Origin of the sequence: Pseudomonas sp. Pseu.R1 (assembly GCF_045764065.1) — a bacterium.
Taxonomy (GTDB): domain Bacteria; phylum Pseudomonadota; class Gammaproteobacteria; order Pseudomonadales; family Pseudomonadaceae; genus Aquipseudomonas.
This window is the reverse complement of sequence record NZ_JBJGEE020000001.1, coordinates 2,043,958-2,058,967: the sequence shown is the minus strand read 5'-3', so window position 1 is coordinate 2,058,967 and position 15,010 is coordinate 2,043,958. Positions and strand designations below refer to the sequence as shown.

Genomic DNA, 15,010 nt, shown 5'->3' with positions numbered 1-15,010 from the left:
GGTCACTCCGTTGGAAATGGGATTTTTTCAACTGAGTTGATTAACATCCGGCACTGCTCCAGTGTCAATTCGAATGGGTTGCTTTTGCATAGGTTAAGATGAAGTTTGAGCGGGTCACAGGCGCAAAGGAAGTCTTCAGTGGTCATACCTAGTTCATCTGGCCGTTGGAAGCATTGCAAGAGAACATCCTGCAAGATGATGTTTATTTGTTTGAGGTTGCCTCTCGTTGCTACATATATTGCTGCAGAAATTTCTGCGTCATGCAAGTGCACGCTACTTTTCATTGGCTTCAACCTGTGGATGACCTCATCTAGGGTTTTCATGAACAGTTGGAAGACGGACGTCGGGTTGGCCTCATACTCCATCAGCGTAAGTTCGATCATGTAGGGGAAACGATTAGCGAACGACTCATAGTAGCTTGTAATGTCGCGGCATCCCTCTGTGCCTATCAGAATGATTGGTTTGTTCAATTTGTTTGCTAGGTCAACTAACCATTCCAGTGTTGCAATTCTCACTTTTCTAGCTTCCGGCTTGCAAAGTCTTTGAATTTCGTCTAGAAAAACAACCTCCACTTTCATCAGTTTTAGCCGATTAACCAATACAGTGGTCAGTCGGGACGTGCTCCCGCGAGGGTTATTGACTCCCAAACCAGTAAGCATGGTCTCTACCAACTGCTTTATCGTCGGTGGGGGAGGTACTTCGAAATACACAGTTCGCTTGGTATAAATAACACCCTCTGGGGTAATGATTTCTTCGCTCTCTAGAGCGTAATGTTTTTGCAGTTGCTCGCTGAGTGTTGTTTTGCCAGTACCAGATCGTCCACAAATGATAGCGGAAGTTACTGCCCCGGTCGCAATCGCCATGTCAATCACATCGCAGGCTGTTGAATAGGCTTGCGCGAACGCGGGAAAGAAAATAGTCTGCTGCTGGAAGACTTTTATCAATTTTAATGCCTTTGCGTTACTCACTTTCATCGCCTCTTACAGAGTAGTCTCCCGGGGTGTCATCGCGTTTTTTGTAGGTCCTGCCATTTTGTTTTTTTGTTCTTTGTGGGGAGCCGTTAAGTGCGGTGGAAGCGGGGTCGGTTTTAGGATTTCTTTCCCTGAATCTCTCAAGTTTTAGCCGTTCTTTAGCATTATTCTGACGTGAAATTTTAATAAGAAGTTGTATTCTGGCCTCCTCCACAGATTCATAGACGCCAGATCGCTTATTTTTGATCAAACGGTCATGGATTTCCCTGTGGAAACTAAAAGTGAGGTCTGTTTGATAGTCAGGGTCCAATGCCTGCAAAGGTTGTGGGGAGTCGTTAAGGAAGTGTGGGTGGCACAGCCACGCTTGACTCACATCACACGGGTCAAAGTAGAGTATCAGCTTGTCGCAATGCGGATGACGGGCAGCAAGTTCGCTAACAGCGCCCCCGTACCAGGTCAAGTTTTCAGCTGTGACCCTCCCTGCAGTAGGCGTAACCATTGCTTGGCGCCAGAACAATCTGCGAAGGTCCTCACTGGAATACCTCCTTGGCGGCAAGTCACGTTTGAGGCACTCCGCCCACGCTTCGTTCGGTGACATGTTAAGAGCCGAGTGACGTCTGTTGTGATAATTGTCTAGGAATTCAACAAAGCATTCACGGAAGTCCTTCAGAGTGTACACTGCGTGCCCTTCGGAGTCGTAGTCTCCTCTTTGTTCGATGTTTGATCGCGTGGTTCCACTGAAATAATGGACAAATCCGCGCGAAACTGTCCCGAAAGGTCGTTCAATATGAGCTTTCCCATCAGGCATGTAAGGTTCGCAGTAGGACATCTCTGTATGTACGCAATCTAACCGATCACGGTGCGATTCTCCGATATTTTCGGCGCCATTATCTGCAAGGTAACTATCAGCCACTCCCCCATACGGATTATCTGAGCAAATGGATTTAATGAATACGCGTAAGGTTGTGTCTTCACTGGGAGGGTTGAAAGAAATATCCCATGCAACTACGCGTCGAGTTTTAACTTCAATGAATGCAGTCAGGTACGGTTTGCCTATTACCTCGTACTGGTCATTCACTAGGAAGATGTCCATTTGCTGCGAGTCAAATTCCACTCTTTCAAATAGGTATTTAGGTTTCGGTAAGGTTCCACCAAAGCGATGTCTGCGCCTTGCTATCCGCTTGCCTTTTTGTGCAAGGTCAGTCTTATAGGCGTCCAGCTCTTTGATGATTCGCCATAACGTGGTGCTCGACGGCACGCGGTATTGCTTAAGAGGAGGGCGGAAGTTATTCAGCTTATCGATTGCCAGCTGTATTCCCTTACTCAAATCTTTGATCTGCCAAGGAGTTTCGCACCAGAAGTAGTCGTCCACATATTCTCTGATCAACTCCCTGATTTCTTCGGGCTGATAGGACAGGTGTTTTCGGTGGGTTCGCCGACCGGGTATGATTGCTACGAAACCACCCTGTTCGAAAAACGCCTTGCGCCAACTGCATACCGTGCTGTAACCAGGGTAATGGTGCGGGCCGATCTTTTTCTCCACTGCGTCCTTAAGGCTTTCGAAGTCATCATGCGACAGTACCCCTGCATAACAATTTGTCAAGGTCGTGATATACGCCATCCTCACCTTGAATATGTCGGCTTGGTGCGCCGTCAGCCCTGCGATAATTTTATCGGGTGAGCACGTGATAGGCGCTTCCTGGGTTTTCCTCAGTTGACCGCGAGCGGCCGCCACTTGCAATGCATCGACTGGCTGATAAATTATTTTCGGCGGACCCTGTACAGACCGAAGTTGCACCTCATTCTCTTCAATCGCCACGATCTGATAGTGATGCCCTCGTAGATAATATTGCTCGCCGACATTAAAATTTGACGGGGTCATCTCAGGCGGACTCGACTTGAAAGTCTAGATTAGGCCGTTGCCTTAAATCGGCATGAAGGTGCCTATAAAATACCCCGAAAGCTATATCACACAGGGGAATGCCTTGTTGGATCAAGCTCCGAATGGTGGCCCTGTGTTGAAGGTGATTTGCCAAAAGGTCAGAGATCACAGAAGCTTTCTCAGCGGAGCCGCCGTGTAACTGGAAATAAAAGCAGCGCAGCGTGGATGTGTGAGCGTTAATTTGCAAGGCTGGGAGAGCGAGCGCCTCATAATGCAGCCCTGCCTGGGTAAACTGGTCGTAAGTTTTCGACAAGCGCTGACGAGTATATTCCTCGATTTCCAACACACCCCGTACATCGTAATAGATACATTGACCAGTTCTCAGGGTCACTGCGAAATGTGGACGAGCTATGAAGCCTGTCTTTTCGAACCTCAAGGTAAAGGGGCGGCTTTTGTAGGCAAGCACTCGAGGGTCATGTTCCAAGTGCACGCAAAAATCGGCTTGTAACGTATTTTCACACGCCACCATCTGATGGTTTTTGATTGATGGGAAATGGGTCACCCGCATGTGCGGACGGCCCGACGTTAGCGGCGTCCTTGGTGTAAGTGTGATGTCGTGATGGGCTAAGCTGGTAACGAATGTGTTCATTTCAGCAATCCTCACAAAGGTTCACGCTGACCATCTCAGTACTCCGTGCCCGTAGACCTCCTACCACGTGCTCCGTTTTTACGCCCAAACTCCAACTCCCTCCGTCTGGGGGCTTGGTAGCGGTGTACAGCCTTTTTTGCTCGCATTTCAGCGAATCTTTTCCCTACGCCAGAAGGTGATCAGTTCTATCTTTCACCCTTATACGTTTTCGTTCTTAACGAAGACTGCGACGCATCCAGTGTGTAGTTTTGCTACCACGCTTGCTGGCACGGTTAAGTATTATTCATTACGATTGATTACGGCAGGGATCGAAAAATGGCTACCTCGTCGTTTTCGATTTTTCCGCGCAAGCGTCTAGATCGGGGCTTAACGCAAATATTTCCGCGGAGCAAATTCCGCGCAAATAGAACCGTACCCGGCGGTACGGAGAGGTGTACGCCATGAAATTGCATGTCACGCGACCATGTCGCAGGCTGCGCGGGGTCGCTTATTTTCACGCAATTGCCGACGCCGCCGGCTGCGATCACACACCCGATGGTATCAATAGATACTGGCACTCCCTTCGACCAAGGCTAAGCAAAAACCGATCTCGATGGCAGCGCGCAAAGAAGGGGGCAGAGCTCTCCACGTGGACTCGGCGTGAACTGGGCTCTCACCTTCCACAGCTAGATGTGATGTTCAACAATCCAATTTGGGCTTTGCTAAACGGTGCACTGGACCCTCAATACTGGAACGCCTTGGCGGATACGATACAAGTTCAGGGGTGCCCCTTACGGGAGTGTCAGAAGCTACATCCTGAACGCCTATTTAGGCGGATTGATTGGTCCTGCTTCTGCATTTATTTAGTGCTATGGCGGACGACATCGCCAGCTTATTATTTTTACCGCACGTGGATAAATAGCAATTTTCCAGAGATTTTTTTGCTTTTTTCTTTACAATTACCCATAAAGCATATTGCTAAGGAGTTGTATGATTTGCTTTCGCGTGAGGCTAATCTGAGAATTCAGGATCCCCTAGTTCTTCAACAATGGCTCAATTGGCCTGAACGCCATGCTGCCCATGAAGACTGTTATCAAGTCCTGAAGCACATTGCGTGGATTGGTGGCCGGCGTGACCTGTTCGCACAGCTGATGTGGCAGTTTCCACGTGAGGTCAGAGAGTTACTGGTCGACGAGTCAGAGTCTGGAAATCAGAGCAGTATGACTCAGCGGTTTTCCGCGCTCCGCCGACCATTCCAGCACGTAGTCCGTCGTTGCAGGATTACCACTATGGTTATTCACGATACCGACTGCGGATTCTACTGGCCAACGCCGACTACCCTAGCCTGAGGGCTGGTGGATGACTTTACTGCGTAGCTCTGAGAATAACGCAAGCGGATGAGGCGATAGTTCTCATCCTCTAACGGGCAGATCCTCGCAACTGCATGAGTTCGCGGGCTGAAACTCGTACCGGTCACGTTGATCAGCGTGGGAATCAATGTGCGCCAGCACGTCGCACTCGTTCTCGACGCCGTCCAGCGTATGATGCGAGCGGAAGTGCCCGCACTGTTATGCAGGGGTCATACGTTCGTAGTTTTGGCTGACAGCAACTGATGCAGATAAGTGAGTTGGTCGGCTTGCACGCGAAGGGCGCGCCGATCCTGCCGATGATCCTGCAGATAGCCCCGAGCCTTCTCACGCATGACCGAAAGTTCCAACAGCAGTTTCGCCGACTGCGCTTGCTCGGCACGCAATGCGTCTTGGACTGCATGCAGGCGACGATTTTCATCCTCCAGTTCCTGGGACTGCGTTTGTAACTCTTGAACCCGATGGCGTTGCTCGGCATTTAGCCTTTCCAACTCACGGTATAACTCTGCGACCTGTTCTTGCTTGACCATCGACTGGTTCTGCAGCGCGCGAAGCTCATGTTGCAGACTTCGAATGCTATCCTCATAGCGAGCAACTTCGGCGTTCCTCTGCTCCAGTTGTTGCTCCCGATAGTGCTTGAGCGAGTCTCGGGCTTCGCGGTGTTTTTGTTCTAACGAGGCGATCTGCAGGGCACGCTCATCGAGCAAACGATGCTGGTGCTGTTCGGCCGAATTGAGCCGTTGCCGTTCACCTTCCAACTGCTGAAGGCGTTCGTTCAACTCCCGCTCCCGATTTTGCCCCTCCCGACGCTCCTTGTCGGTTCGCTCGTAGATGCTCTGCAATTCCTCAAGGCGTGCCACGTCCGCTTGCCGTTTGCGTTGATAGGCCTCTTGCTCCCGATCCAAGCGTGCGCGATCAGTGGCCACAGCGTCTTGGGCGTCGGCCGCTAAGCGTTGGGCTAGACTGCTGATGAAGACCTGCAATTCCTGATCGAGTTGGACGTAGGGCGGTTTGGGTTCCTCCAGATCCAGGTCGCGCAGAAAGCGCAGGATCGTGGTTTTGGACCCCGTGTTGCCAAGCTCGCTGCGGACCATGTCAATGCTGGGATGAATCCCTCGCGCAATCAAACGGTCGCGAGCTTGTTGTACGAGGGCTTTGTTGATTCCGGGACGGGCCATGATTGCTCTCCGACAATTACATACCGTTTTAGAAGTATGAATGTACGGGTACAGCTACGCTCGTAAGGCCTTTTGGATTCAGACGGGATGACGTTCGAGAATCCTGAATTCTCAAACGTCAGATGCTTTTAGGGCGGCCGAGATGCGTTGAGACGGTATGCTCGGAGGTTGAGAGGTGAATGGTTCAACTGATCGCTATCTCAATGCGGCGCGGCGGGACAGCACCCGGCGCCGCTACCTGCAGGCGCTAGAGCACTTCGAAGAGCAATGGGGCGGAGTGCTGCCGGCCTCGAGCGAGAGTGTTGTGCGCTATCTGGCAGCCCATGCTGAACAACTGTCGGTCGCCACGTTGCGGACTCACCTCGCTGCTCTAGCTCAGTGGCATCAGCGACAAGGTTTTGTCGATCCGACTAAGGCACCCCAAGTCCGTGACGTCCTCCGCGGTATTAAGGCTGAGCATCCCCAAGCCGTAAAGCGGGCGGAGGCGTTGCAACTGCAGGCGCTCGAGGCGTGTATTGATGTTCTACAGCATCAGGTGGAATCAGCGCAGCCTGCCATTCGGCTTCGGGCAGGTCGGGACCGTGCGCTGGTACTGCTTGGCTTCTGGCGGGCTTTCCGCGGAGATGACTTGTGTCGGCTCAGGATCGAACACATCCAGGTGCGGTCAGGAGAGGGAATGGAGATCTTTCTCGCCAGTGGCAAGACTGATCGCCAACATGAAGGGGTGACGTTCGCGGTGCCAGCACTGAAGCGGATGTGCCCGGTGCAAGCGTATGAGGACTGGCTGGACATCAGCGGCTTGCGGCATGGGCCGGTCTTTCGATCGATAGACCGCTGGGGGCATTTGGGGCATGAAAGTCTTAATCCCAACAGCGTGTCGCGGCTGCTGCGTCATGCGTTCGTGCGTAACGGCCTGGACGGCGACTCATACAGTGGGCACTCATTGCGGCGAGGTTTCGCGACGTGGGCCAGTAAAAATCAGTGGGGAACCAAGGCGTTGATGGATTACGTAGGCTGGCGGGATGTACAGTCTGCAATGCGCTATATCGACGCCACAGCGCCTTTTGGTGACTGGCGCCGTGGTGAGTCGGGAGAGTGATGATCGTATCTGGAGGTTCGACTCCGCCGCTATCGAATGTCCAGTGATCTTGAATCTGGGTTGAAGAACCGGGATACGACCAAGCCACTGGCTTCAAGATCAGGATGAATTTCCGAGGTAGCAAAGATCAATTGATAATCACTCTTGTAGTTGCTGCACTCGCGAACGATGAGCTTCTGCAGATTATGACTGCGGTTTTGCTCCATACCGCCGTCATCGATCCCATCTAGCATGAGGAAGCGTGGGACGCGCATATAGCCAAGCTCTAATGCTGTTGTGAGGAGGGCAAGGTGAAAAATGTGTCGCAGCACCACCGTCGAGCTTTCTGAAAAATTGCGCGAGCCATTCACATACACTGAATTTTGCTCAAAGTCATAATGCACGTTGCGCGCGTGCATAAACTCAGGCTGTAATTGGAGATCCTCTTTCAGCAGACGGATGGTGTGTCGTTCGATGACTTTTGACACTTCGGCCTTGCGGCTGGCTTGATTAGCTTCCAGTGATTCAATGGAGGACTCAAGATTCGATAGTTCGTTTTGAAGTTCATCCCGCTGTTTCTGAAGCTCCTGAATCACGGAGAACAGCTTCTGCTTTTCATGGGCTTGCTTTATCTCGCTGTCCAATGCGCCCAAGCTTCGTCCTCTGGCCTCCAGAACCGTTTCAAGGCTGGATGACCAGGTAGAAGTTGCAAGCTTGTATTCTTTTTCTAGCTTTTTCACTGCTGCGACAGCACCCGGGATGTCGTTTCGCAGCATCGACGCTTCTTCTTCTCGGATCACCAATAGCGCTTGAGATTCTTTAAGCTGAATGCTGAGTTCGTTTCGCATTCTAAGGAGTTGGGAATCTCCGCTGCCTTCGATGGTCGACTTGCACAGTTGGCAGACGTGAGCGGCGCCGTCAGGGTTTATTTCGGATAAGCAGCCAGGGCAAAACTGAAACGAAATGGTCCCCAAATATTGGCGAGTGACTTTGGATTCGTCGAGATTGTCCAACCGCGATATTAACTCTGCCACGAACAAGGTGGAATCTGAGATGTCAAGCTCCAGCGCCGCTAGGGCGTCTTTGAGCGTGGACTCATACTTCTTGGCGTGGTTGAGCTTCGTGCGCAAACTATCACCCACTTTAGCGGCTTCGCGGGATTGCTGGGCGTTCACTGCGCGGCTGGTTTTGAGCTGCTCAATATCGTTGATGATAGCCGTTCGCTGGGTTTCCAGTTCTGAGATGATATTCCGAGAGGCTTCAAGATCGGGGGCCTGTCCGGATTGCCCTAGCACTCGGAAAATCCCACGAAGTTCAGATACTTTTTTATCCAGCGCTTTATTGAGCTCCCTGACACGCAGTTGGGCGGTATATAGAGTGTCGTCGTAGACGCCGCACAGGTATCCACCAATGGTCTCTCGGGTCAGTGCACTGTCAAAGCTATCCATCCTGAAAATCGGGCTATGGACGGATGGCTGATCGGCGTACAAGACCCTAAGAAGTTGATGCATGGTTAGATTGGCTGCGCCTTGCCCTTGGGCTTGAGGCATTTCCAGAGCCACAAAAATAGCTTGCGAGAAGCTGATCTTCTGTTCGGAGCGCTTGAAGGGGTATCGCTCCCATAATGTGGGCCCAGCTTCCAGAGCCTCAGTCATTTTCCCCCAAAAGATGGACATGGGACGCTGAGATTCACTGCTCACCTCGCGTAGGAAAGTGGCAGATTTCCCGTTTAGCTGCACCTCCACCATCACAGTCGAGCATTGGAGAGCATGAGGTTTCCACCTTATGTTTTCCGCACCCAATGAGTAGGCGATCATATCCATGATCGTGGTCTTACCCGAAGTATTACGTCCCCTGATGACGTTCACACCCAAATGAAAATGGCAGTCGAAGGCGCGATGCCCTCCTTGCTGAACTATCAGTCGGTTGATCTGTAGGGTAGGCTTAAGGAAGGTCATATCGATACTCTAGTAATTCCGTTCGGTGTTTCAAGCCGTCGATCCCATGGAGGGGAATGCTGGCCAAGTCCTTGACTAGAAAGCTGAAGACTTCAGGTTTAACATCGTGATAGATCGCGATACGCTGTGTTAGCTCTGCGGGGATTACATGCTCTTCCGCACGCTGAAGCACGCCCTGTTCATACGCCTTTACATCAATGATCCCTAAAGCAGCAATGCTTCTTAAAGCCGCGTGTTGAATCTGAGCCATATCGCGGAATACGGCTCTTGGATTTAACGGATCCCGGTAAGCGTTGCCGTTGGCTTTGGCGAGTCGTCTGCCATGCGCTAGCGAATTAGGAAGGCGGATTTTTGAGATAGCGGAAGGGAACGTCAGGTAGAAGTCGAGTAGTCTTGCCCGATCCAGCTCTATAGAGGGTGATGCTTCCAGAATCGCGAGCATTCTGAAAACACAGTGGTAGGCATCAAATGCCGGATGGTAAATCAGCATTTTTGTCCCACCTCACGTGGCAATTCCCGGCTAAGAAATACAACAGCCCGAGAAGGTCCTTGACGGTAAATTCCATAAAATTTTCCCCGAGCAAAGATTTGATAGCTTGTAATGCTCGGTTGATGCTTAAGTCCACTGCTTGACGATCCCCCCCGGCTTCAATAACCGGTGTGACGGTCAGCATGTAAATTGTATGAAGCTCATCCAGAAGAATTGTGTACACGCGCTGTGCGGTTTTGGATGACTGAAACTTCATTATAAGTTTTACAGCCTTTTCCTTTTCTTTCATCGCGAAATGCAGCATGTCCAAGCGGTCACTGTCTCGTAGCTTTTCCTCTAAACCACGAACATCACCATCCGTCGGCAGTGCCATATAATGCTGAAGCTTTCTAGAGAAGGTGTTGCCTGACGGGTCACCAATACCATCCACTTTCATTTTTTCATACAGGACAGCAAGCTCTTCAATAGATGCTTGAGTAATAATGTTGATATCAACAGTGCTGATATCACCGGCAGCCATGTGCCCGCCGACGCGATTGTTGGACTGGTTGGCAAACACGGTAGGATTACGCTTTGTTGTTTTTGTGGATGTCGCCGCCGGCCATATCACCACCTACCTGATTGTGGTGCTGCGAGGCTCGTGACGTTCTCGATGAGCGACTAGAACTGTTACTGATGACCACTTTCAACGTCCATCCAGCACCCAGTCCCGCGAAGAACGTTACGATATGTGTGAGATATTCCATTATCCAACCTTCATCAATATTTGTGGCGATCAATATGACCAAACGTGGCTAGGGTAGCGTATGGCTATCATCCCGTCCATGCAGTGTCACAAGACCGGACCTAGGCACTAAGGAATCGGTGAGGACGAGGGGCTTGAGTACAGATTCTGAGTGGAGCAAGGCTGCAAGCGTTGCTGGTTCTCATCAGGCACCGTCGTTGTCAAAAGCTGCCGCTGGAAACCCGGCTACAGCAGAGCTTAGCCGGGCAATAGCCCACGCAAAGCACCCGTGATCAAGATCGCAAAGATCACGACTGGCAGAATGGAGAAACGTGACGCGGCATAAACCGTGAGGGCCAGAGCAATCAGATCAGCAGGGTGTCCTGACACGAATTTTGGAGCGATCACGGCGATCAGTACACAGCCTGGAGCCGCATTCAACACCTAGGTGAGATTCGGCTGTCGAAATTCTTCTCGTATGAGATTGACCGCAAGCGATCCAGAACGTTGACTGTATATGCATACAGTTTGGCATCGCAAGGCGTGCATCATGAGCATCACCATTCTTGGCCCATTGGCGACTGGCGGCGAAAAGCTGCCCATGTACTCGTTCCACGTACCGGCAGGGTTTCCATCGCCGGCGGCGGATCACATCGAAAAGCACATTTCGCTCGACGAGCTCTTCGACATTCGGGCACCCCATGTTTATCTGGTCAAGATTGAAGGCGACAGCATGCGTGGCGTCGGCATCTACAACGGGGATCTCGTAATCGTAGATCGGAGCCTGTACGCGGAGCATGGGGACATCGTGATTGCTGCTCTAAACACTGAGCCTCTGTGCAAGCGCCTGCATATGCGTGAGAACGAGGTGATCCTGCTCTCTGAGAATCCGAAGTATCCGCCACGCCATGTGATGGAGGGGGATGAGCTTGTGATCTGGGGCGTCGTCAAATACAGCGTTCGTGATCATGACAACGGCTAAACCCGTCTTCGCACTGATCGACTGCAACAGCTTCTACGCGAGTTGCGAGCGTGTCTTCCGTCCTGATCTTGCGAAGACCCCGATCGTAGTACTGAGCAACAACGACGGCTGCGTGATCGCCAGGTCTTACGACGCTAAGCCCTTCGTTAAAATGGGCCAACCGTACTTCCAGATCAAAGACCATCTGCGACGAAACGGCGTGGTCGCTTTCAGCAGCAATTACGCCCTATATGGCAACATGAGTGAGCGTGTTATGACCATCATCGAGTCGATGGTGCCGTCGCTGGAGGTGTACAGCATCGTCGAGGCCTTTGCTGATCTGACTGGAATGCCTGGAGATCTCATAGCCTTTGGCCGCAAGCTTCGTGCGACGATTTTGAAACGCACAGGGATACCCGTTGGGGTCGGGATTGCCCACACCAAGACCTTGGCCAAGCTTGCGAACCATACAGCCAAGCGACTGATCGATAAGACCGGCGGGGTAGTGGATCTTTGCGATCAATACAACCGGGAGTGGACGTTGCGCAACACCGACGTTGGTGAAGTCTGGGGTGTCGGAAAGAGGATGAAAGCTCATCTTGAAAGCATGGGCATCATGAGCGCGATGGACTTGGCTAAGGCCGATGCCTGGACGCTTCGGCAGAAATTCAGTGTGGTGGTCGAGAAGACGGCTCGTGAGCTTGCTGGCACATCCTGTCTTGAGTTGGGGGAGGCCGATCCACCGAAACAAGAAATTTGCTGCAGCCGAATGTTCGGCAGTCGCCTGACGGACATTGAGCCCATCAAAGATGGCGGTGGCCACGTACACCCAGCGGGCGGCAGAAAAGCTTCGGGTACAAAACTCACTGTGCAAGAAGATCCGCGTGAGCATCCGCACCGGGATGTTCAACCCAGAAGAAGCTAAGTACGCGAATGCTGCGCTGGTGGAGTTGCCGTATCCCACGAACGATGTGCGCCTCATGACGAAGGCTGCGACCGAAGCCGTGAATCGCCTGTTCAAGGCGGGCTTCAAATACAGCAAGGCGGAAGTCCTACTCATGGATCTGCGACAGCCTGGCGAGTTTAGTGATGACCTGTTCGCTCATTCGCAGCCTGCTGCGACTAACAAAGTGATGACCGTTTTGGATGAGATCAATGGCAGGTGGGGCAGGGGAACACTGCGTGTAGCCAGTGTGCCTCTGGCACCTGGATGGGCGATGCGCCGGGATCTGATGAGCCAGAGTTTTACGACAAGGATGGATCAGCTGTGGGTTGTAAAAGCGGTCTAGGAACAGGAGTAATACGGTCGAGGGCTTTAGGCTCACCTGAGAGCTTCTCTACGCGCCTATGTGCAAGTCCAGTTGGGATGGATATCTGATCCTCGATTGAGGTTGGCAGATGAGGAGTGTGCTAGGCCTTCAAACTTCATGCACTGGTCTACAGGACTCTATCCCAGCTCTTAGGAACGTGCGTAGACAGGCTGTTGCAGCTATCGTGGAGGCTGACTTTCGAGTAAGGAGTTCTCATGTATCAGGTGCTAGGGGTTCAGAAATGCATGGCATTATTTGCATCGTTGTGTCTCCTGATTTTCGGGGGGCTCAGCTTTTGGCGCTTGGGTGCAGTCTTCAGTGATTTCACTGTTTTCTGGCGCGTTGTGTCATTTTCAGTTTCGATCTCAACTGTCTCTGTGATCGCGTTCGGGCAGACACCGATCTTCCCGAAGCTGTGCTGCCTGCCTTTGATACGAAAGTTTTTTCCGCCAATCGACGGTGTTTGGCAGGTTACCATCCGTTCCAACTGGAACATGGTGGGACAGCTCGTAGGGCGGCCAGCGGATGAAGCGCTGTTCGTTAAGCAGGGGAAAATCACAATCACCTCCCGCTTGTTTAGTGTTCGTATGAAATTTCAGTCCCTAGATAAATACTCCAAATCGAGCACGACCGTAGTAGGAATTCGTCGTGATCCTGAGCATGGAACGATCGAGCTCAATTACTCCTACGTCAATGTGACGCGTAACCCCGAGGCCACTGATAGCGGGCACCATCATGGCTCTGCACGTGTGGAGGTTCACGACGAAGAGGACGGCTTGAAGCTTGATGGGGATTACTGGACAAATCGGAATTGGAACAAGGGATTGAATACAGCGGGGCTGATTTCCTTCGAACGAGTGGTTGCACCTTGATCCCATCCATAAGCTTCCTTGTACAGGTTACATGCCTAGCGACTGGTGTCTCCGAAAGCTGAGTTTCTGGGCTGTACCCTTAGATGAGTTCAGCCCGGCGAGCACCACCAGGAACTGTCAAAGCGCCTCTATCAGAATTCACCGTTCCTCACTAGTGGCAAGACACAATATGTAGTGGTTTTTAAGATTTTTTGCCCCTGCTTGAACTATATGTGGGGTGGTGGCAATATTGGATCCAGCTTGTGTCCGTTTGGTTACCGATACGTGCATTCCGCCTACGCACAGACCGTCTTAGGCAGCAGGGATGAGGCATCTGTTGGGAAAGACTCCCAATGCAAGAATCAGTATGAAGGCAGGCACGATGCGCAATAGCCATCGACTGGAGATGTCTCATGCTCAACCTGAGCCCATTGCTCTACACCACAAAAGATCGTACGGCTGTCGACGGCGTGGCTGTCGACCATCCAACGTTCCTCAAAGCGCTGGAACTGACCTCGGAGGAAAAACAGGCGATCGATGCCGCACGGAAAGACATTCGTCGTGCGCTTCGCGAGGGCTTGCCCCAAGCGCTTCGTGCCAAAGGGTACGAAGGAGAAGTTTGTGAACCGAAGTTCTTCATTCAGGGTTCGTGGGCCTATAAGACGCTGAATCGCCCATGTGTTACCCCTCCGCAGCAATCTGATGTCGACGATGGGGTATACCTCCCGCTGAGCATTATGAAAGAGGAGGCGAAGCCACATCTTGCTATTGATGATTTTTTCGAGGCGGTACAAGCGGTCTTAGCGCCATTGTGCGGCCCGGGCAGCGGGTGGGAGCTGGAACGTAAGCCAAACTGCATGCGCGTTGTGGTATCAGAATATGCACACATTGACCTGCCGCTTTACGCGATTCCAGACGATCAATATCTGCTGTTGAAAGCCGCAATGGAGTCTTTCAGCGCGCGCGCCATGGACGGTATCGCTGCAAACGCCTCCGTTCAAACTTGGAAGAAACTTCCTTCAGATCAGATTCTGCTGGCGTGCGAGCGTGGCTGGATCAAATCTGATCCTTTGGAGATGAAAGAGTGGTTTGAGCGGGAAGTGAAGGACAAGGGGGAGCAGCTTCGGCGGGTTGTTCGCTACATCAAAGGGTTCCGTGACCAGCAATGGGATGAAAAAGGCCCTAGCTCAATCCTGCTGATGGCTGCCGCATGCCCGCTTTTTGAGTTTGAACTAAAGCGTGACGATGAAGCGCTACTTACCGTCGTCGAAGGCCTTCCAAAAGCTCTCAGGGCTGGCGTGCTAAGCCCGATTGATTCCAGCGTTTATCTGACGGATGCGCTTTCAAAATCTGATTTGGAGGCGGCAGCGGAGAAATTCGAGACTTTTGCTAAATATCTCTCTGCATCGATGGCTGCAAGCGCTGAGGCAAAAGTGTCTGCTTGTGGGTGGATGCGTGAGATGTTGGGTATCCGATTTCCTAATAGACCTGATCTGATTGAAGACCGCACGTCCTTTGGTCTGCCAGCAGCAATCGCTGCTGTGGAGCCTGAACCTGGGGAAATGGAAATCCTGAAACGCTCGAAGTCTGGGTGACTTTTTTGTCAATTCCT

General features: G+C 51.8%; 11 protein-coding genes and 2 pseudogenes. 5 read left to right on the top strand and 8 right to left on the bottom strand.

Going from position 1 to position 15,010, the window contains the following annotated elements; all coding sequences use genetic code 11:
• Positions 1 to 2: 2 nt before the first annotated feature.
• The 4 genes from ACI5GA_RS09575 to ACI5GA_RS09560 all read right to left on the bottom strand — a co-directional run bounded on the left by ACI5GA_RS09575 (position 3) and on the right by ACI5GA_RS09560 (position 6,026).
• On the bottom strand, positions 3 to 968 hold the full coding sequence (locus ACI5GA_RS09575) for a TniB family NTP-binding protein (protein WP_421422645.1): 966 nt from the start codon (positions 966 to 968) through the stop codon (positions 3 to 5).
• Positions 961 to 2,853 (bottom strand): hypothetical protein, encoded by a 1,893-nt coding sequence (locus ACI5GA_RS09570; protein ID WP_421422644.1) that lies wholly within the window; start codon positions 2,851 to 2,853, stop codon positions 961 to 963. Before ACI5GA_RS09570 ends, ACI5GA_RS09575 begins: the two co-directional genes overlap by 8 nt.
• A 1-nt stretch (position 2,854) precedes the next feature.
• A complete protein-coding gene (locus ACI5GA_RS09565) occupies positions 2,855 to 3,502 on the bottom strand; it encodes a hypothetical protein (RefSeq protein WP_421422643.1) in 648 nt (215 codons plus the stop codon).
• Positions 3,503 to 5,060: 1,558 nt separating this feature from the next.
• Positions 5,061 to 6,026, bottom strand: coding sequence for a DNA-binding protein (locus tag ACI5GA_RS09560; RefSeq protein WP_421422642.1), 966 nt, complete (start codon positions 6,024 to 6,026; stop codon positions 5,061 to 5,063).
• 175 nt (positions 6,027 to 6,201) lie between these two features.
• Here ACI5GA_RS09560 and ACI5GA_RS09555 point away from each other — a divergent pair, with 175 nt between their 5' ends.
• Entirely contained in the window at positions 6,202 to 7,125 is a 924-nt protein-coding gene (locus ACI5GA_RS09555; protein WP_421422641.1) for a site-specific integrase, read from the top strand.
• A gap of 29 nt (positions 7,126 to 7,154) precedes the next feature.
• On the opposite strand, the gene ACI5GA_RS09550 is transcribed toward ACI5GA_RS09555, so the two are convergent.
• The 4 genes and pseudogenes from ACI5GA_RS09550 to ACI5GA_RS09535 all read right to left on the bottom strand — a co-directional run.
• The gene (locus ACI5GA_RS09550) at positions 7,155 to 9,062 is read right to left on the bottom strand and encodes an AAA family ATPase (protein ID WP_421422640.1); all 1,908 of its coding nucleotides are present in this window, start codon (positions 9,060 to 9,062) and stop codon (positions 7,155 to 7,157) included.
• Positions 9,049 to 9,552, bottom strand: coding sequence for an ABC-three component system middle component 5 (locus tag ACI5GA_RS09545; protein WP_421422639.1), 504 nt, complete (start codon positions 9,550 to 9,552; stop codon positions 9,049 to 9,051). Before ACI5GA_RS09545 ends, ACI5GA_RS09550 begins: the two co-directional genes overlap by 14 nt.
• Positions 9,527 to 10,111: an ABC-three component system protein gene (locus ACI5GA_RS09540; RefSeq protein ID WP_421422638.1), complete on the bottom strand. Its 585-nt coding sequence runs from the start codon at positions 10,109 to 10,111 to the stop codon at positions 9,527 to 9,529. Before ACI5GA_RS09540 ends, ACI5GA_RS09545 begins: the two co-directional genes overlap by 26 nt.
• 423 nt (positions 10,112 to 10,534) lie before the next feature.
• Positions 10,535 to 10,720 (bottom strand): annotated as a pseudogene (locus tag ACI5GA_RS09535) (AzlD family protein); the annotation flags it as partial.
• Between the two features lie 106 nt (positions 10,721 to 10,826).
• Between ACI5GA_RS09535 and ACI5GA_RS09530 the strand changes: the two are divergent.
• The 4 genes and pseudogenes from ACI5GA_RS09530 (at position 10,827) to ACI5GA_RS09515 (ending at position 14,993) form a co-directional block, all read left to right on the top strand.
• Positions 10,827 to 11,258, top strand: coding sequence for a LexA family protein (locus ACI5GA_RS09530; protein WP_421422637.1), 432 nt, complete (start codon positions 10,827 to 10,829; stop codon positions 11,256 to 11,258).
• A pseudogene (gene umuC / locus ACI5GA_RS09525) lies at positions 11,245 to 12,526 on the top strand (translesion error-prone DNA polymerase V subunit UmuC). Before ACI5GA_RS09530 ends, umuC begins: the two are co-directional and overlap by 14 nt.
• A gap of 236 nt (positions 12,527 to 12,762) precedes the next feature.
• Positions 12,763 to 13,419, top strand: a complete 657-nt coding sequence (locus ACI5GA_RS09520) for a hypothetical protein (RefSeq protein WP_421422636.1) — start codon at positions 12,763 to 12,765, stop codon at positions 13,417 to 13,419.
• A 392-nt stretch (positions 13,420 to 13,811) separates the two neighbouring features.
• Complete coding sequence (locus tag ACI5GA_RS09515) at positions 13,812 to 14,993, top strand: CBASS cGAMP synthase (protein ID WP_421422635.1); 1,182 nt, start codon at positions 13,812 to 13,814, stop codon at positions 14,991 to 14,993.
• The last annotated feature ends 17 nt before the right edge of the window (positions 14,994 to 15,010 follow it).

Excerpts from the sequence above, each read along its gene's own strand:
- ACI5GA_RS09570 (WP_421422644.1), bottom strand. The coding sequence starts at position 2,853 with ATGACCCCGTCAAATTTTAATGTCGGCGAGCAATATTATCTACGAGGG.
- ACI5GA_RS09565 (WP_421422643.1), bottom strand. The coding sequence starts at position 3,502 with ATGAACACATTCGTTACCAGCTTAGCCCATCACGACATCACACTTACA.
- ACI5GA_RS09560 (WP_421422642.1), bottom strand. The coding sequence starts at position 6,026 with ATGGCCCGTCCCGGAATCAACAAAGCCCTCGTACAACAAGCTCGCGAC.
- ACI5GA_RS09550 (WP_421422640.1), bottom strand. The coding sequence starts at position 9,062 with ATGACCTTCCTTAAGCCTACCCTACAGATCAACCGACTGATAGTTCAG.
- ACI5GA_RS09545 (WP_421422639.1), bottom strand. The coding sequence starts at position 9,552 with ATGCTGATTTACCATCCGGCATTTGATGCCTACCACTGTGTTTTCAGA.
- ACI5GA_RS09530 (WP_421422637.1), top strand. The coding sequence starts at position 10,827 with ATGAGCATCACCATTCTTGGCCCATTGGCGACTGGCGGCGAAAAGCTG.
- ACI5GA_RS09520 (WP_421422636.1), top strand. The coding sequence starts at position 12,763 with ATGTATCAGGTGCTAGGGGTTCAGAAATGCATGGCATTATTTGCATCG.
- ACI5GA_RS09515 (WP_421422635.1), top strand. The coding sequence starts at position 13,812 with ATGCTCAACCTGAGCCCATTGCTCTACACCACAAAAGATCGTACGGCT.